Annotated in this window: 18 protein-coding genes and 1 pseudogene; 10 read left to right on the top strand and 9 right to left on the bottom strand. The window is 40.1% G+C overall.

All coding sequences use genetic code 11. The features are described from left to right. Positions 1–19: 19 nt before the first annotated feature. Positions 20–928, bottom strand: coding sequence for a metallophosphoesterase (locus H5968_RS01385; protein ID WP_187038509.1), 909 nt, complete (start codon positions 926–928; stop codon positions 20–22). A gap of 25 nt (positions 929–953) precedes the next feature. Between H5968_RS01385 and H5968_RS01390 the strand changes: the two genes are divergently transcribed. From H5968_RS01390 to H5968_RS01410, 5 genes are all read left to right on the top strand, one after another. After that, positions 954–1,841 carry a hypothetical protein gene (locus tag H5968_RS01390; protein ID WP_187038510.1) on the top strand — a complete coding sequence of 296 codons (888 nt, stop codon included), beginning with the start codon at positions 954–956 and terminating at the stop codon, positions 1,839–1,841. Positions 1,842–1,950: 109 nt separating this feature from the next. Then, positions 1,951–2,268 (top strand): 2Fe-2S iron-sulfur cluster-binding protein, encoded by a 318-nt coding sequence (locus H5968_RS01395; RefSeq protein ID WP_096572215.1) that lies wholly within the window; start codon positions 1,951–1,953, stop codon positions 2,266–2,268. A 120-nt stretch (positions 2,269–2,388) separates the two neighbouring features. Continuing rightward, positions 2,389–2,571 (top strand): hypothetical protein, encoded by a 183-nt coding sequence (locus tag H5968_RS01400; protein WP_187038511.1) that lies wholly within the window; start codon positions 2,389–2,391, stop codon positions 2,569–2,571. A 139-nt stretch (positions 2,572–2,710) separates the two neighbouring features. Further along, the gene (locus tag H5968_RS01405; protein ID WP_187038512.1) at positions 2,711–3,751 is read left to right on the top strand and encodes a DUF3326 domain-containing protein; all 1,041 of its coding nucleotides are present in this window, start codon (positions 2,711–2,713) and stop codon (positions 3,749–3,751) included. A gap of 74 nt (positions 3,752–3,825) precedes the next feature. Beyond that, entirely contained in the window at positions 3,826–4,407 is a 582-nt protein-coding gene (locus tag H5968_RS01410) for a type II CAAX endopeptidase family protein (protein ID WP_187038513.1), read from the top strand. 714 nt (positions 4,408–5,121) lie between these two features. Here H5968_RS01410 and H5968_RS01415 read toward each other — a convergent pair. The 4 genes and pseudogenes from H5968_RS01415 to H5968_RS01430 form a co-directional block, all read right to left on the bottom strand. Continuing rightward, the gene (locus tag H5968_RS01415) at positions 5,122–5,610 is read right to left on the bottom strand and encodes a plasmid segregation centromere-binding protein ParR (protein ID WP_187038514.1); all 489 of its coding nucleotides are present in this window, start codon (positions 5,608–5,610) and stop codon (positions 5,122–5,124) included. 8 nt (positions 5,611–5,618) lie between these two features. Beyond that, the gene (locus H5968_RS01420) at positions 5,619–6,758 is read right to left on the bottom strand and encodes a ParM/StbA family protein (RefSeq protein ID WP_187038515.1); all 1,140 of its coding nucleotides are present in this window, start codon (positions 6,756–6,758) and stop codon (positions 5,619–5,621) included. A gap of 261 nt (positions 6,759–7,019) precedes the next feature. Continuing rightward, a pseudogene (locus H5968_RS01425) lies at positions 7,020–7,641 on the bottom strand (DedA family protein). A 134-nt stretch (positions 7,642–7,775) separates the two neighbouring features. After that, on the bottom strand, positions 7,776–8,855 hold the full coding sequence (locus tag H5968_RS01430) for a Gfo/Idh/MocA family protein (protein WP_137667347.1): 1,080 nt from the start codon (positions 8,853–8,855) through the stop codon (positions 7,776–7,778). 532 nt (positions 8,856–9,387) lie between these two features. On the opposite strand from H5968_RS01430, the gene queC reads away from it, so the two are divergent. Continuing rightward, complete coding sequence (gene queC / locus H5968_RS01435) at positions 9,388–10,062, top strand: 7-cyano-7-deazaguanine synthase QueC (RefSeq protein WP_187038556.1); 675 nt, start codon at positions 9,388–9,390, stop codon at positions 10,060–10,062. A 199-nt stretch (positions 10,063–10,261) separates the two neighbouring features. Here queC and H5968_RS01440 read toward each other — a convergent pair whose 3' ends face one another. Both H5968_RS01440 and H5968_RS01445 read right to left on the bottom strand, forming a co-directional pair. Continuing rightward, positions 10,262–11,215 carry an isoaspartyl peptidase/L-asparaginase gene (locus H5968_RS01440; protein WP_187038516.1) on the bottom strand — a complete coding sequence of 318 codons (954 nt, stop codon included), beginning with the start codon at positions 11,213–11,215 and terminating at the stop codon, positions 10,262–10,264. Between the two features lie 69 nt (positions 11,216–11,284). Continuing rightward, positions 11,285–11,446 (bottom strand): DUF2256 domain-containing protein, encoded by a 162-nt coding sequence (locus H5968_RS01445; RefSeq protein WP_096572208.1) that lies wholly within the window; start codon positions 11,444–11,446, stop codon positions 11,285–11,287. Positions 11,447–11,810: 364 nt separating this feature from the next. Here H5968_RS01445 and H5968_RS01450 point away from each other — a divergent pair, with 364 nt between their 5' ends. Beyond that, positions 11,811–12,947 carry a quinone-dependent dihydroorotate dehydrogenase gene (locus tag H5968_RS01450; RefSeq protein ID WP_187038517.1) on the top strand — a complete coding sequence of 379 codons (1,137 nt, stop codon included), beginning with the start codon at positions 11,811–11,813 and terminating at the stop codon, positions 12,945–12,947. 45 nt (positions 12,948–12,992) lie between these two features. After that, complete coding sequence (locus H5968_RS01455; RefSeq protein ID WP_187038518.1) at positions 12,993–13,154, top strand: hypothetical protein; 162 nt, start codon at positions 12,993–12,995, stop codon at positions 13,152–13,154. Here H5968_RS01455 and H5968_RS01460 read toward each other — a convergent pair. Then, positions 13,151–13,909, bottom strand: a complete 759-nt coding sequence (locus tag H5968_RS01460; RefSeq protein WP_096572206.1) for a hypothetical protein — start codon at positions 13,907–13,909, stop codon at positions 13,151–13,153. The two genes, H5968_RS01455 and H5968_RS01460, sit on opposite strands and share 4 nt — an antisense overlap. Before the next feature lie 1,041 nt (positions 13,910–14,950). On the opposite strand from H5968_RS01460, the gene H5968_RS01465 reads away from it, so the two are divergent. After that, positions 14,951–15,472 (top strand): NYN domain-containing protein, encoded by a 522-nt coding sequence (locus H5968_RS01465; protein WP_096572205.1) that lies wholly within the window; start codon positions 14,951–14,953, stop codon positions 15,470–15,472. 269 nt (positions 15,473–15,741) lie between these two features. Beyond that, positions 15,742–17,334, top strand: a complete 1,593-nt coding sequence (locus H5968_RS01470) for a 2-isopropylmalate synthase (RefSeq protein WP_187038519.1) — start codon at positions 15,742–15,744, stop codon at positions 17,332–17,334. A gap of 52 nt (positions 17,335–17,386) precedes the next feature. Here H5968_RS01470 and H5968_RS01475 read toward each other — a convergent pair whose 3' ends face one another. Continuing rightward, positions 17,387–17,809 (bottom strand): DUF29 family protein, encoded by a 423-nt coding sequence (locus H5968_RS01475; protein ID WP_187038520.1) that lies wholly within the window; start codon positions 17,807–17,809, stop codon positions 17,387–17,389. Between the last annotated feature and the right edge of the window lie 358 nt (positions 17,810–18,167).

Below are 18,167 nucleotides of genomic sequence, written 5' to 3' on the forward strand. Positions count from 1 at the left end.
TAATTCAAACAATTATTTTTCAAACACCCTTCACCCTAATCAAACCCCGATCAAAAACACGATTATTAGTACCAATACCACTCACCTCAATTCTATCCGCATACACATCATAAGCAGCAAAACTTAAATTACTGGTAGAATATTCAGTCCACTCAGAACGATCCACAGAACGATTTCCTGCACCCGCACCACAAATTAAATAAGTACTACCATTAATAGAGCGAGTGCGTTCATAATGATGTTCATGACCATTAATATAAAGCTGCACACCATACTTTTTAAATAAAGGAGTAAACACTTTGATAAAATTAGCATTACTCCCATAAACACCAGAAGCATAAATCGGATGATGACCAAATACAATCTTCCAAGCAGCTTTACTCAAACTCAATTCTTTCTCTAACCAAATTAGCTGATTTTTCCAATCAGCGTTCCCATTAGTATCTAAAGCAAAAAACTGTACATTATCCCTAAGAAATGTATAGTACCTTCCCTGCATATTGAAACCAGGATAATTTACCTGTGGATCACCATTATCAGTTCTAATATCGTGATTACCTAAACAAGCATAAAATTTCACACCTTTTTTCAACAAAGGTTGATAAGGACGTTCAAAAACTGCCCCTATTTTCTCAATTTCCCCATTGTTATAAATATTATCACCAGCTAAAATAACTAAATTATAGGGATTTTTTTGATGATAAAAATTCATCGCTCTAGCAACAGCGTACTGTCCTTTAGCACCTGTTCCCGTATCCGCAACCGACACAAAACGCAATAATAAATCTTTTGGGTGAGAATTTACAGCTATAGCAGTTTCTAAAAAAGAATTTTTACTATTTTCACCAACAAACTTACCAGCAAACAAACCCGAAAACAACCCACTCAGACCACCTAAAACTAAAAATTCTCGACGTTTCATATTCATAAATCAATAAATCAACATCAATTATATGTCACAAGATAGAAGACCCCAACCCAGAAAACAACAAAAAACTCTACCTGCTCCACAACTTTACCAAGAAAATCAACCTATTTGGAAAATAGCAATAATTCAATTTCTTCGAGGAACAATAGGAATTTTAGAAAATACAGTAGTCAAACTAGAAACAGAACCACCTCCAACAACTGAAAAAAAACCTAATCTTTTAGCACGGGTTTTCTTAGCATGGGATAAATTTTTACAAACATTCCGCTTGTTTTTACCATCCAAGGTTGCTAATAATGTATCAGATTTTACCTTAAACGCAATTTTTGCTATTTTTGCAGTGGTGATAGTCGGGGTTACAGCAGCTTTCTTGACTCCCAAACCTACTCAAGTAGCAACCATTCCCCCAGATATTCCTTTAGTTGCAGAAGTTCCCACACCCAAACCTATCCCAGAACCTACACCAGAACCTATCCCAGAACCTACACCCGAACCTACCCCCGAACCTACCCCCGAACCTACACCAGAACCTACACCAGAACCTACACCAGAACCTACACCAGAACCAGAAGCAGTACAATTAACACCAGAACAAGCTTTAATAGCAGCAATAGAACAGCAACTTGCGGAAATTACCGTTATCTCCGTACAAACCAAAGAAGATGAAAATATTGCTATTAATCTGATAAAATCAATCCAAGCTAATTTTCGCACCAGCGACTTAACCATAACAATTAGTGATGATTGGTACACCTTAGAACCATCACAACAGCAACAATTAGCAGCGGATATATTAAAACGCTCTCAAGAACTAGATTTTACACATTTACAACTTGTTGATGCTGAAAATAAATTAATTGCACGTAGTCCCGTTGTGGGTAATGAAATGATCATCTTTAGTAAATATTCATGAATCAAAATTCATAAATAGCAAAATTTGTAGTCAAAAGTAACCATTGTGAAATTTACATCTTATGAGATAAAATAAGTAATTTATCAGTTGAAAGACTCCTCTTTTAAATATGACCAAAACTTACGCCGTCGAAATTAACCACCAAGGCACAATTTATAATTTGCAAGTTCCTGAAAATGAAACTATCTTAGCTATTGCAGAAACAAAAGGTTTAGATTTACCAGCTTCCTGTCATGCTGGAGTTTGTACAACTTGTGCTGCTTTGATAACTCAAGGAAGGGTAGATCAATCTGAGGGAATGGGTGTAAGTCCAGAATTGCAAAAACAAGGTTATGCTTTACTTTGTGTAGCTAAACCTCTTTCTGATTTAAAAATCGAAACAGACAAAGAAGAAGTAGTTTATCAGAAGCAATTTGGTAAAAGTTAGTCAACCGATTAATGGGTGATGAGTGATAGGATAAGTAATAAATGTTTACCAATCACCAATCACCAATTACCCAAAAATAGCTGTATTCTATAAATAACCAAAACCCTATATTTTACCATCATGACCACTCATTTTATTACTGCCGAAATAGACCTGCAAGAAACACCCACAGAATTACAAAAAGCCATTGAAGCGGAACTAAAAAAACAAGGTGAACCCCTGCGCTGGGCGGTTACTTCCGTAGATACAGAACAGGAAAAAGCCACAGTAGAAGCAGTTGTCACCACAGCAAACCCTGAATAATTAAGATTAAGGCGTTGCTGAATGAGCATGAAAAAACTGAGAAATTTACAACTAGCAACTTTGCGCCTTTGCTCCTTTGTGCCTACCCTGCGGGATCTCCTGACGGAGATTGCGCGGAAACATAATTCATAATACCATCATGCAACGCCCATATACAGCAATTTTAATTATACCTACTGGCATAGGAGCGTCCATAGGTGGTTATGCAGGTGACGCATTACCAGTAGCTAGAGTTATATCACAGGTGTGCGATCGCCTGATTACTCATCCCAACGTCCTAAATGGTGCAAGTTTATACTGGAATATTCCCAACGCCTTCTATGTAGAAGGATATGGTTTAGATAAATTTGCCGCTGGAGAATGGGGTTTAAGACCCGTGCATAGTAACCGAGTTGGTTTACTTTTAGACCAAGGAATAGAACCAGAATTAATGCTGCGACACCTACAAACGGCAGACGCAGCCAGAGCCACACTAGGATTAAACATTACAAATCATGTAATTACAGATGCCCCATTAAACGTAGAATTACGCATATCTTCATCTGGTGTAAGTTGGGGAACAATCGGCAACCCAGAAAGTTTATTGCGGGCAGCAGAAAAATTGATTAAAAAAGAGAAAGCAGAGGCGATCGCAGTAGTAGCCCGGTTTCCCGATCATATAGATGAACAAGCAACGCAAAATTACCGTCATGGAAAAGGCGTAGACCCCCTAGCAGGTGCAGAAGCAGTAATTAGCCATTTATTAGTGCGAACCTTTAAAATACCTTGCGCCCATGCACCAGCCCTAGCACCAGCACCCCCAGATCCCGATTTATCTCCCCGTTCCGCAGCCGAAGAAATAGGTTATACTTTTTTATCATGCGTGCTGGTCGGTTTAAGTCGCGCCCCCCAATTTATCCTCAACAGAGAATTTATCAATTCTTTACCAGCAGACATTTGGGCAGATCAAGTAGATGCCGTTATAGTACCAGCAAACGCCTGTGGGAGTAGTACCTTACTAAGTTTAAGCCAGAAACAATGCCAAATAATAACTGTTACAGAAAATAAAACTTTAATACAAGTTCCTGCCCCAGCGTTAGGAATAAAATCTATAAAGGTAAACTCATATTTAGAAGCAGTCGGTGTCTTAGTCGCCCACAAAGCAGGTATTAATCCTTGGTCATTAGTCATTAGTCATTAGTCATTAGTTATTCTCCGCCTGCTCCCAGTCCCCAGTCCCCAGTCCCCAGTCCAGTCCTCATTATTTAAACGCCTGTGGTAGAACAACAAAAGCAAGAACCAGAAATTCCTGAACTCTCACGCACCCAAGTCCTGGTAGCTATGGGCGCAACAGCGATTATTTTATGGATAGCCGCCAAATTGTGGCTGCGCTTTGGTAACGTTGCCCTATTTAAGTTGTACTGGGAACCCCAGGATTTATTTTTGGGTTTGGGGTTGGGTTTAGTCATCACTGTTTTTAGTGGTTTAGCTTATCGCTTCTCTCCTCCCTATCGCAAAAGCGCAGATTATTACCTAGAAATGGTAATTAAACCGTTAGCTTTACCAGACTTGCTCTGGCTGGGGCTGTTACCGGGTTTAAGTGAAGAATTATTATTTCGCGGTGTCATGTTACCCGCTTTGGGCGCTGATCATGTAGCCGTCATGGTCTCCAGTCTTTGTTTTGGAGTATTACATCTCAGTGGTGCTGAACAATGGCCTTATGTAATTTGGGCAACTATTATCGGTATCATCTTGGCATATAGCGCCTTATTGAGTGGCAACTTGTTAGTACCAATAATGGCTCATATCATGACAAATTGGCTATCTAGCTATCTGTGGAAAATTCGGAAATTATAGCAGGGGAATGGTGACTGGTGACTGGTGACTGGGGAAACAGGAAATATTTAGGGTTTGCTGATAGCGTAGCGTGGCGTTAGCCATATAAATCCGAAAACTTTACAGGTAAAGGGTTTTAGCTATTTTGACTTGTACTGAGCGACTTGTACTGAGCCTGTCCTGAGCCTGTACTGAGCGGTGTCGAAGGGCTGTGTCGAAGGGCGCAGTCGAAGTAAGCCGAAGTGCTTTCAAAAAGTGCCAGCTTTTATGAGGTGGCAACTGAAAAACCTTGCACTTAATTCCTACTTAAAGAAAAAATCGTTCCTATCCAACTCTTGAAACTGTCACCGTGGCGTAGCACCTGTCACCTGTCACCTAGCTTTCACAGATAACTTTTTCAGCAAACCCTATTTATCTTTCTCCTGCCTCCTGCCTCCTAAAAAAGATTACACCCAGAAAATCCGAAAAAATTCTGGGTGTCACTAGTAAACTTCTCACACTTCCCGATCTATCTTGTAAAAACGCTTATTCAATAATGAATGGACAATTAACAATGAACTATTGAGAACTACCTCTCCCTTGAAGGGAGAGGAGCAAAAAAGCGGAATTTTTTTCTTTTTTTCCCTTTGAAAGGGGAGGTTTTAAACCGTTCGGCTGAAGCTCACGGCGAAAGCCTTGAGTGAAACAATTGTCAATTATCAATTATCAATTATCAATTGCTAACTGGCTTTTTCCTTAGAAATCATCAACCAAAGAACTCAGGCGACTGATTACAGGGTCGACCTCTTGGGGAGTAGGATCGGGAGTAGAAGCAGTTTCATTAACTACTTCTACCGTTGCTATAGATGAATTTGCGGGTTGAAAAGATGCTGCTTGATTGACCATGATTGCCAATTGTGCAACTTGTTGACTAAGTTGTAATATCTGGCTTTCCATCACCTGCAAACGATTGGATTCCTTAGCAAAAAAACGTTCCTCAAGTCCAGCTATCTGACGTTGCAACTCACCGAGTTGTTGTTCCATCGGTAGTGCTGCTGTATTCGGAGAAGGTCGTGCAGAGTCCGGTACACATAAAGCTTGCCAAAGAGCCTCTTTACAGAGGTCACTGAAAGTCTTTTCAGGCTGTTCCTCCAAGTAACTTTCTACCTGTGCTAACAAGCTTTCATCACCAATTTCTGGATTGAAAGTGACGGATTTAACTACCTTTTTTGACCATTGGAACATCAGTTTTATTACCTAGCAGCGCGAACAGCAGACAATTGCGCCTCTCCGTAAAGATACTGCCCTAAAGCGTTAGCTTGGCGGGAGGGTGCAGCCAGATGAGCATTAATCTTAGCTTCTTTGAGCAGACGTTGTACATCTTCCCAGAAGAACTCACCACCACCACCAGTGATAATTACATCTGTAACACGTTCTGGTAACCAAGCCAACACACGAGCGCAAATTTCGCGTGAAAACTGCTCTGTGAGGTTCGGCAGAAAATCATCTAGGTTAGTGGGTTTGCTTGCACCTTTAGGACGATAAAAACGCTCACCTTTAGGCTTATTAACCGCAGAAATCAGTGCTAGAGATTGACTATCAGCCCCTCCTATTTCATTAGCTACCAGTTCATAAAACTTGCTCATGCCAAAGTCTTCACTTTGAGAAAGACCTCTAGCAAAGCGGAAATTATCCACCATGATACAATCAATGGTTTGATGTCCGATATCGACAATTCCCACTGATATTTTGGTAAAATCAGGGGATGAGGGGGTTTTATTAGGTTGAGCTTCAGACCACAGCAGACTGCCGTAACCTTCTGGCATCACCCAAACTTTAGTTATATTTAACGACAAAGATTCCCCACGGAAGTTGAAGACATGGGGACCTGTTACTTGGCTGATTAAAGCGGTTTTTTCCTTTTCAAACTGTTCCAAGGACAGGAAAGGCAGACCTAAGACAACGGAAATTTCGTCTTTGAGTTTAAAGTAGCCAGCAGTTGCCAATACTTTGACCAGTGCATCTTCTACCTTAGATTGTCCAACTCCTAAACCTGCACCAAAGTCTGCTGCTAACTGCCCTACAGCATAGCCCTTGCCTTGATATTCCATCCACAAATCCATTAAAGGATCAGTTGCCTTAGATTCAAACACCCCACCACGTATTTGTTCAATTGACATTTGCTTGACATTGGCAGGGATGAAGGCAACATTGCCAGGTTCGCGGCTGACACAAGTTTTGGTAGATGTTCTACCTAAATCAACGCTGAGAATGTTTTTACCCGAAATTGAGGCTGGCTTATTAACATTGTTGTTTATAGGGGCTGATGCTACTCGATTCATGGGTATAGCAGCAGCATTCATCGGATTAGCTACGGGTGGTTGATCTGTCATGAAAGCTCCTATGTGGTGACTTAACTGTAAAAAGTTATCATGCCCATCTTACAAAAATACAAGATCAAAAAAATTTTCAGATGGGTCAAGTGTAGCTAGAAATACGTCAAAATTTATTGTAGGCGATTGGAAATGTAACATTATTTTGGATTTATTGTACAGGCAAAATTTTCACATATAGCCAGTGGAAAGTGGAGATATTTCCGTTACTAGCCGCCGAAACCTCTCTACAGCAGCCATATATTGAAAACTGAACTATATTCATCTGCGAGTTTCTCGACTTTGGCGCTTGAGTACCCAAAGTAAGAATAACCAATAGACCTCCCAGGACAATTTTAGATACAGGGGCAAGGTATTTCTTCACAAGTTCATACTGGATTCATAACCAGTATCCGGAATATGTGAGCAAAGCCACCCAGGCAGCACTACCCAAAGTTGTGTAAAATAAGAAAGGCAACAAGGGCATATTGCTCATACCTGCGGGAACAGAAATCAAAGTACGAATTCCTGGCACAATACGACCAATTAATACTGCTTTTCCCCCATGTCTGTTAAAACATCCTTTAGCGCTATCAATATCTTCGCTAGATATAGTCAACCATCTACCGTACTTGTTAGCTAATTGTTTTAAGCGTCGTTCCCCCAAAAACTTACCAGGATCTTACCAGATCAGTGCGCCCGCGACAGAACCCAAAAGTCCGGATAAAAACACACCTATTATATTCAGCTTTGCTCCTCCTGGTTGATATGGACTGGACGTAAATCCTGCCAATGGCATAATCAATTCAGAAGGTATGGGGGGAAAAAGGTTTTCTAGGAACATCAGCAGGGTGATTCCTAAATATCCCAAAGAGCTAATGGTCTTGGTTATCCATTCGAGCATACTGGTGATTGGTAATTGGTAATTGGTAATTAGGAAATTAATCCTTAAAAATCTGTATCTACTAAAGAAATAAATCTTCCCAGTCACCAGTCCCCAGTCACCATTCACCAGTCCCCAGTCCCCAGTCACCTATTCTAAACAGTTGGCGTTAATGATTGTACTATCGATCCGGATTCCCATTCTAATGGGTTCCAATCCCGCTCTTCTACAGCCATTTGCTCAATTAAACTGGCTAACCTCAGAGCTTTAAGGGCTTGTTCACCACCCACAGAAGGCTGATTACCTCCATGTACACAGTTAACAAAATGCTCTAACTCTGCGCTTAAAGGTTGAACGTTACTAGTATAGACTTTTTCTATCAAACCATCTTGCCTATACAGAATCTGCCGATGGTCGTTATGCGGATTGGTATTTTGGCGATGAATCAAAATTTCATTTTTGAGGAAATCGGCTTCAGTAAATGAATTTTTGCAATGGGCGACGATGCGGCGAATTTTACGGTGAGTGACTTTACTGGCGGTGAGAGTGGCGACAATGCCATTGGCAAAGCCTAATGTGGCAGTCACATAATCTAAATAACCAGAGTCTAGGGAACGAGTGCCATTCGCTGTTAATTTGACTACGGGTGAACCAGCTAATTCTAAAAGTAGGTCAATGTCATGGATCATTAAATCCAGCACGACTGAAACATCATTCGCCCTGGCTGAATAAGGACTCATCCGATGCGCTTCTAAGGCCAAGACTTCCTCTGTTTTCAGGACTTGACTCAGTTCTCTAAAGGCTGGATTAAAACGCTCAATGTGTCCTACCTGCAAAATACATTGAGACTCAGCGGCGGCGTTGACGAGTGATTCTGCTTCGGAAATACTGGCAGCAATTGGCTTTTCAATCAAAACATGAATTCCTGCTAACAAACAGTTGATGCCTACGGCATAATGTAAGCGAGTGGGTACAGCAATACACACTGCATCTACATGGGGTAGCAGATCACAGTAGTCTTCAAAAAAACGGACTTTGTATTTGCTGGCAGTTTCTAAGCCTCGTTCAACGTTGATATCAGAAACGCCTATCAGTTCAACATCTTTCATTGAACTGAGTACGCGGGTGTGATGTTGTCCCATGTTACCCACACCAATCACGCCTATGCGGATTGCACGTGGCTGGTTGCGCTGTGAATATAGATTTGGTTCTGCCACTGATATGCTATTTTGCACTATTATTTTCTCCTCAACCACCAAATTTAAAAACGCTACGGTCGTTGGCATTTATACTGAACTGCCAAGTGTGATCCGTCTAAAACCATCCAGATGGTAACATAGTGGTTCTATTTATGAAGAATTTCAAAGTTTATGTTCAGTTCCCACTATCTTGCTAACTTTTGGATCGTTAGTTATTAATTTTCCTATGGGTTATAATTAACACAAAAGAATATGTGTTTTTTTATTGACTGACCATCTCAAAAATACTTACGTAGTAGCTTTCGGATGGCAGTTAGGTAATTAATAACTCAGATAACTACTTCCTTGGCTGCTGGATAAATTTATGACATTCTAATTTCCGTAAAATTATCAGTGACTGTAATTGGCTGCAAGGTTGTCTGTAAAAATTTTGCCAACGATACTGTAAATTGTTTTTTGCATTTTGATTTGCATTTTGAATTTAATTTTTTGTTTGTTGCATTTTGTTGATTGTCTCACCTTTTGGGTGAGATTGATGTTAGGGATTTTTTGAGATTTTTTTTGCATGATGAAAGCTGTAATTCTATTGTCTGGCGGATTGGATTCTTCTACGGTTCTCTATCAAGCTAGGGCTGATGGTTGTGAATGTTACGCCATTTCTTTTGATTACCAGCAGCGACACCGCCGAGAGTTACAATCAGCTATGTTTGTAGCGCAGTCTGTAGGGGTTGTTCAACATCAGATAGTTAATTTTGATTTACGCTTATGGGGTGGTTCTGCTTTGACGGATGAGGCGATCGCTCTCCCTCAAGCACGTTCCCTGGATGAAATGTCACAAAGTATTCCTGTCACTTATGTTCCTGCCCGGAATACTATCTTTTTAAGTTTTGCTTTGGGTTATGCTGAGACTATCGGCGCACAACGTGTATACATTGGTGTTAATGCTTTAGATTACTCTGGTTATCCTGATTGTCGTCCTGATTATATCCAAGCGATGCAAGAAGTGTTCCGTTTGGGAACTAAACAAGGTCGGGAAGGACAACCTATTGATATTATTGCACCGCTAATTAATTTGAAAAAAACGGAAATTATCCAACTTGGTAATCAGTTAGATGTACCTTGGGAGTTAACTTGGTCTTGTTATGCTGGTGGTGATCAAGCTTGTGGGGTTTGTGATTCTTGTCGGTTGCGGTTAGCTGCTTTTGCACAGTTGGGTTTACAAGATCCTGTTGATTATCTGTAGCAGGAAGCAGGAGCTAAGTTAGTAGTGGATTTAAATCCACCACTATAGCAGGAGTCAGTAGGGGCGAAGCATTCGGACAAAAATATTGGGGAAAAATCGAGAATTGATCACCTGAATGCTTCGCCCGTACAGGAGTCAGGAGTCAGAAGTAAAACCCTCTTGTATTGGGCGTTTCATGAATGAATGGCTACTTTAATACTTAGCAATAACCAATCAATTCGCCATCATCCCATTCTAATGTATCGCCAATGGTATCACCGTTATGATAGGCAGCCAGTAAAACTTCACTGGTTTTACCATAGGATATTGCCCCAGTAGCATCAAGAGCGATCGCACCCAAATCCCGTTCATTTTTACTAGCTTCGGTAAATGAGCGCAACATCGCCTCTTTTAAAGACATTCCATCACTAACCCGGATGACAATTTTAGCGGCTAAACACTCATCAATGATATCTTCCCCAATACCAGTACAACTTACTCCTGCATATTGAGTAGCATAATTACCTGCTGGCATAGCAGAATCACTGACTCGCCCAATGCGCTCAAAGCCTTTACCACCTGTGGAAGTACCAGCGGCTAATTGACCATAGCCATCTAAGGCGACTACACCAATTGTACCCCGTCCTGCATTAGACATTTCTGCCATTTCCGGTTCAGCGACAACTCCAGCCATTGTCCTTTTAAAGTTATCTTCCCGTTCTTGCATCCACTCGTTAAGACGCAAATCAGTTAAGGCATTATAGGTGGGAATTTGTAACTCTCGTGCTAACTCAGAGGAACCGTAATCAGACAATACCCGATCTGGGGAATTTTGCAGAAATAGCGCCATTTCAATCGGGTTTTTTACCCGTGCAACATTAATTACACCACTAAACCGCCCTGATGTACCATCCATCAGAGAAGCACTCATGCGGATTTGACCATCAGATTGTAATACAGAACCAGTACCTGCATTAAAGCGGGGGTCATCTTCCAATATTTGACAACCCCGGACTACAGCATCAGAAGCAGTTGCGCCTGTGATCAATAGTGAGTATACTTCCTGTATTACAGGATGCAGCGATCGCCTGACAGATGCCAATCCTCCCTTTCCTTGGAGAGAACTACCAGCCCCACCATGAATAATTAATTTAGGTTGTACTTGTAAAGTCATTTATTTGTTTCTGTGTAGTTTTAACAGTTATTAGTTATCAGTTATCAATTGTCAATTGTCAATTGTCAATTATTTATCGTCTTTAGCCTGAGAACGGCGACGACGACAACGTTCTGAGCAATATTTAACTTCATCCCAACAATCTTGCCATTTTTTTCGCCAAGTGAAGGGACGTTGACATACTGGACAGATTTTTTCAGGCAGGTCAGATTTAGAACGAGTACGTCCCATGTTGATTTTAGATTTTAGATTTTAGACTGGTGATAATTCATAGTTGATAGTTGATTGGGAAAAATAAAATTGATTACCCAGTCAATGGTCCCCAGTTCCTGTCTCTAATGTCACCTGTCACCATATACTAACGTAAGTTGCTAATGATGCAAGAAAGGCTCTCAAATCGAAGGAACAAGGATAAGTAGATAGCAAAAAAGCAGGGAACACCATCATAATTCATTCTTTCTCCTGACTCCTAACTGCTATTACTAACTAGCAACTTGGGTTAATATTATTGAAGATGCCTGAAAAAAATTCAGATTAATCCTGGATTTGGCATCTGATCATAGTTGTTGTAATAATTGGTAGATATTAACTCAGATTGGATATTTATAAAGCAGTAATTCGTCCTTTTTTATTTACTCTGGTAAAAGCAGATCCAGAGTGGTTACACCAACAGGCAATTAGTAGTTTGAATTTGCTGTCAGAAGCCAGCTATCATCAGTGTGCTAGATGGTTGAACTCTCTGCTACAAAAGTCTTTGTGCCTCTATGATACACGGCTAGAACAAAATCTATTCGGGTTAAATTTTCCTAACCCATTAGGTTTGGCTGCGGGATTTGATAAAGATGGAGTAGGTGCTAATTTTTGGTCTAGTTTTGGTTTTGGTTGTGCTGAATTGGGTACTGTTACTTATCATGCACAACCAGGCAATCCTCCTCCCCGTTTGTTTCGCTTAACTTTAGATCAAGCAGCCCTCAATCGAATGGGTTTTAATAATGCTGGTGCTGCTGCAATGGCAATGAGATTAAAAATGCTTGATCCGCAACAATCTCGGTTAATACCCATAGGCATAAATTTGGGTAAGTCTAAAATTACACCATTGGAAACGGCAGCAGCAGATTATTTAGAAAGCTTTCGCTTGCTGAAAAATCTAGGTGATTATTTTGTGGTTAATGTTTCTTCTCCTAATACACCAGGATTGCGATCGCTCCAAGATGCAGCAATGCTCAGTCAAATTTTGGAGGTTCTGCAAACAGAAAACATGGCACAAAAACCCTTATTTGTCAAGATAGCACCGGATTTAGAATGGGAAGCCATCGCTGACATTATTGATCTCGCCAAAACCTATAAACTAGCGGGAATAATTGCCACCAACACCACCATCAGCCGTGAGGGACTAAAAACCCAAATCATTGAAAAAACCGGTAAAACACCTCAAGAAGAAGCCGGAGGCATTAGCGGAGCGCCATTACGCCAACGTTCTACGGAAGTCATACGGTTTATTTATCAAAAAACCCAAGGACAGATACCCATCATTGGCGTTGGTGGCATTTTCACAGATGAGGATGCTTGGGAAAAAATTACAGCAGGTGCTAGTCTCATCCAAGTTTATACAGGTTTGATTTATGAAGGACCAATGATGGTGCGCCGCACTCTTGCCGGTTTGTTAACCAAACTAGAAGAAAACGGCTTAAATTCTATCAGTGAAGCAGTGGGAATAGGGAATAGGGAATAGGGAATAGGGAATAGGGAATAGGGAATAGGTGATAGGTAATAGGTAATGGGTAATTGGGTTATTCATCCTCCCAGTCACCAGTCACCAGTCACCAGTCACCAGTCACCAGTCACCAGTCACCAGTCACCAGTCACCAGTCACCAGTCACCAGTCACCAGTCCCCAATCACCAATCACCAGTCACCAATCACCAGTCACCAGTCCCTAATTTTCCAAAGGGAAAAACTCCCTAGACTTACGAGAATAAGACCAAGCAATACCATCTGGATCACGGCTGCGACTCCATTCAGGAAAATCTGGGTCATTCCTTCGTTTATAAACTGTACTGGAATAAACACCCAACCGCTTGGCTAGTTCAGATTGAATCAAAGAACCAAAAACTAACTGTTCTTCCAGAGGTTTTTGTACCTCCTGATGAGTTGCTACATCTGTGGCTTCAGGTAATAATTCTGGTTGTAATTCTTCCTGCTGTTGCTTTTGCTGTTCTTCTTCCTGTGGAATGGGAGGAGGTGGAGCTAAGAGAGATCGCGCCTCTTTCGTCACAGACCGAGGAGGAAGTTTTTCCACTGATTCACTACTATCAAATATGTCACCCAAAATACTGGCAGTTATAAAGTAGTAGGAAGGACTCTCACTTTCTGAGTCCACTACACTAGCGCCAAATTCCTTTGCTTTACCCTCCAAGTAGCGTTTTGCCTGATTCCCAGAAAAATTACCTTTGAGAGCTAAATCAACAGGTGTGATCTTTCCCTGGTTTTCCCGAATCAACTGATAAAAAAGAGGGTTAACTTGCTCACCCCACTTTTCCCATCTGTATTGATGCCAAAGGTTGAAAACCATCAGCAGCAACAAGCCTATCAGCAAAAACCTCCAAGTATTGACGACCAAAACAATCAAAAACGATATCGGCAAAATGAGAACGAGAAAACTTTTCCCGTAATTTTCTATGGTTTTTTCACTCATGCTGATTTTTGCCAAGTGAACTTTTGCAAAATAATATTATTTATTATCTTGGCAAAAATTGGGACATTTTTTGTATCCCTTGGCAAAATAACAGCAAATTATTTGGCAAAAGCTACTGAAATAAGGAATAGGTGACAGTTGACAGGTTACTTATGAGAGTGAAGAAGGGGAAAATGATTATAAATGCAAAAATTTTCTCTCCAGGCTCTTAACAACTGAAAATACATACACTACGTTTTACTAATATGCTTAAATTAATACAAAACTAGCATTGGTGAATTTGCCACTACGCATGCATTATACAAATACAGTCTAGCCTGGTGTTTGACTAAATTCCCATCAATGATTGTTGCACTGGACTATGAACTAAAACTGTTGCACCTTTGCAATCGGTTAAGCTGAGATTATATCCTATCCATAAATTTCACTAAATCAAAAGGGAAGCATTAGAGAAAAATTTTATCTGCCTGTCAGTAAAAGTTCTAAATTTTCTTGACATAGTTTATACAATAACAGATAATATTCAAGGAGATTTTTCCCATCAAAAGTAATATTTATAGGATTTAAGCAAGATTGGACTAAAAACCTGATTCTTGCCTAGGGGTAATTCATGAATTACCCCTGCTTTGGTTCTGTTTTGCGTAAGTCATCATTTATACTTACCAGTAAAAAACCCTGATGTTGATGAAAAAATCTATAAATGGACATCTGTCTAAATCCTAACTAAAGCCCCATACCATACCTCTTTAGGAGTAAACTTGACTGATATACAGATCAAAATGCCATTACTGGGTCATTTTTATTGGTAGATTTTGATTACAGGCTGTATTTGCAAGAATCGGAGGTGAAACAGGTTCAGTTCCCAGGACTCAAATTTAATGTGCGAGCAATGTTTCAGGCAATTTTATGCTTTGCCAGAGGTAAGATAAAAGCTATACATGATAACTACCATTATAGATATTAGCGAGCTTGTCAATTAAGAATTGCTATAATCTATTGTTCAATCTTACATTCTTATCTATTATTTAGGTGTAAATTTCTATGGTTTTGCCAATGAATCGTCTGTCTATTTTCGTAGACGGAAACAATATGTTCTATGCTCAACAAAAAAATGGCTGGTTTTTTGACCCGCGACGAGTGTTAGAATATTTTAAGAACGAACAACCTGAGACAACATTAATCAATGCTTTTTGGTACACCGGCTTAAAAGACCCACAAGACCAACGTGGCTTTCGAGATGCACTCATTAGTTTGGGATATACAGTACGGACTAAAATTCTCAAAGAATATTATGATGATGTCTCTGGCCGTTATTCACAAAAAGCTAATTTAGATATTGAAATTGTTGTTGATATGTTCAATACCGTTGACCAGTACGACCGAGTAGTTTTATTCAGTGGAGATGGAGATTTTGAAAGAGCGATCGAGCTACTACGTTCCAAAAATACGCATATTACAGTGGTATCGACAGAAGGAATGATAGCTAGAGAATTGCGTAATGCTACGGATAGATATATAGACTTGAACGATATTAGAGACCAAATAGAAAAGACCGAAGCTTAGTAAAATTAATAATTATTTACAAAGCAAAAGTTAAAAACTGAAGAAGGAGTCTATAACCAGGAGTGAGAAGAAATTATTGAGGCGAAGCATCACCAAAAGTTAGAACTACCAAATCATAGATTTGCTAGGTATCTTAATCCCACTTATACATAAGCTAGTCCTATATAATTAATTCTAAATTCTCTATTCTGACTCCTTTATTCTTTTTAATAAAGTTCAAGGTATTTTAAGCCCACAGTAACAACTCAACCAACCAAAACCCAAAACCAATGAGCAGTCAAGCAGACAGAATTATCATCTTTGATACGACACTGCGAGATGGAGAACAGTGTCCAGGAGCGACCTTAAACATAGACGAAAAGCTAATTATTGCCAAACAATTAGCCCGTTTAGGTGTAGATGTAATTGAAGCTGGTTTTGCCTTTGCGAGTCCGGGTGATTTTGAAGCAGTGAGCAAAATCGCCCAGACTGTGGGCTTGGAAGATGGTCCAGTGATATGTAGTTTAGCTAGAGCTAGACACGATGATATCAAAGCCGCAGCGGAAGCGATCAAACCAGCAGCTCAGGGGAGGATTCATACATTTATTGCTACTTCTGATATTCACCTGCAATATAAGTTAAAGAAAACCAGACCAGAAGTAATTGCCATCGCTGAGGAAATGGTAGCTTATGCTAAAAGCTTCACCGATGATGTAGAATTTTCCCCTGAAGATGCTGGTAGATCCGATCCAGAATTTTTGTATCAAGTTTTGGAAAGGGCGATCGCTGCTGGTGCAACAACTGTTAACATTCCCGACACCGTAGGTTACACCACCCCCAGCGAATTTGGCGCTTTGATTAAAGGTATCAAAGAAAACGTCCCCAACATTGATCAGGCGGTTATTTCCGTCCACGGCCATAATGATTTGGGTTTAGCTGTGGCCAACTTCCTGGAAGCTGTGAAAAACGGCGCAAGACAGCTAGAATGTACCATCAATGGTATTGGGGAAAGAGCCGGGAACGCTGCTTTAGAAGAATTAGTCATGGCCTTGCACGTCAGACGGCAATATTTTAACTCCTTCTTTGGTAGACCTGCTGATTCTGAAGAATCATTAACTAATATTGACACCAAGCAAATTTATAAAACCTCCCGCTTGGTTTCCAGCTTGACAGGAATGCTGGTACAACCGAATAAAGCTATTGTGGGTGCTAATGCTTTCGCACACGAGTCTGGTATTCATCAAGATGGAGTGTTGAAAAATAAACTCACTTATGAGATTATGGATGCCCAATTGATTGGGTTGACAGATAATCAAATAGTATTGGGTAAACACTCAGGTAGAAATGCGTTTCGTACTCGTTTAAAAGAATTGGGCTTTGAGTTGTCAGAGAATGACTTAAATAAAGCCTTTATTCGGTTTAAAGAAGTAGCGGACAAAAAGAAAGAAATTTCTGATTGGGATTTAGAGGCGATCGTTAACGACGAAATTAAACAAGCGCCGGACTTATTTAAAATCGAATTGGTGCAAGTTTCCTGTGGTAGCAACGCCAAACCCACCGCAACTGTTACCCTGCGGACACCAGACGGACAAGAATTAACCGATGCGGCAATCGGTACTGGTCCAGTGGATGCAGTTTATAAAGCCATCAATCGGGTAGTGAATGTACCTAATGATTTAATTGAGTTTTCTGTGCAATCTGTAACCGGGGGAATTGATGCTCTTGGAGAGGTGACGATTCGTTTACGTTATGAATCCCGTGTATTTTCCGGTCATGCAGCCAGTACAGATATTATTGTGGCATCGGCTCAGGCTTATGTGAATGCCCTGAATAGGTTGTACGCTGCATTACAGCAAACCGTGAAGGAAGAAGTGACAGCTTAGAAAGTGTAGAGACGTTTCATGAAACGTCTCTACATTATTTACCACCAGGTATCTATTTTTGAATTAACTCCAAAGCATCAGTTAATATTTCTGATTCTTGTACCATAGCTGCTAATTCTTCTGTTTCATAACATCCTCCAAATGCTTCTAAAGCTGCTCTTTTGAGTGCTACTTGATATCCTTGTTGGAGAATTTCCATTAATTCCGTTTGATTTAAGTAATAACTTCCAGATTTGCGGCGTTTATTGATTTTATTGATTTCCCGTATTGCATTTTCTATAGATATTTCCCAAGAACGGGTAGAACGTTTTTCAGCTTTTTGTTTAATTAAATGGATGAGAAGAATTACACCATAACTATCAATTTTATTGATTTTATCACTAAGGCTCATTTCTTCTAATTCATCCACTAATATTAATGCTTCAGGAATTTTACCCTGTTCTAGAAGTTGTCTGAGTTCGAGTAGTTCTTCCATGTTATATTTTGTGCTTCATGAAAAACAGTTATTTTGGTTTTAACTAATATTTCTGCTTACTGCTATTTCAATTCTAAACTAAAAAAACTTTCCCAAAGAAAAACCCCTACCTGGGTTGATTGAGTAGAGGTTATTTACTATTGTTGATTATCTTTAATCATCTTTCTTAGCTTTATCCCGTGTTAGCAACATATAACCACTAAATAGGGGTTGCTGAGAAAGTCTTTCCGTGAGGGCATAGGAGTCAGGAGTCAGGAGTCAGGAGTCAGGAGGAGATTTGAAAATTTCTTTGCCATCTCTTGAAATCCCAAAAAATGCACACTTTTTCCGGTATACCCTTCAAAACCCTTGCACTAAT

Source organism: Sphaerospermopsis sp. LEGE 00249 (assembly GCF_014299995.1).
GTDB lineage: Bacteria > Cyanobacteriota > Cyanobacteriia > Cyanobacteriales > Nostocaceae > Sphaerospermopsis > Sphaerospermopsis kisseleviana.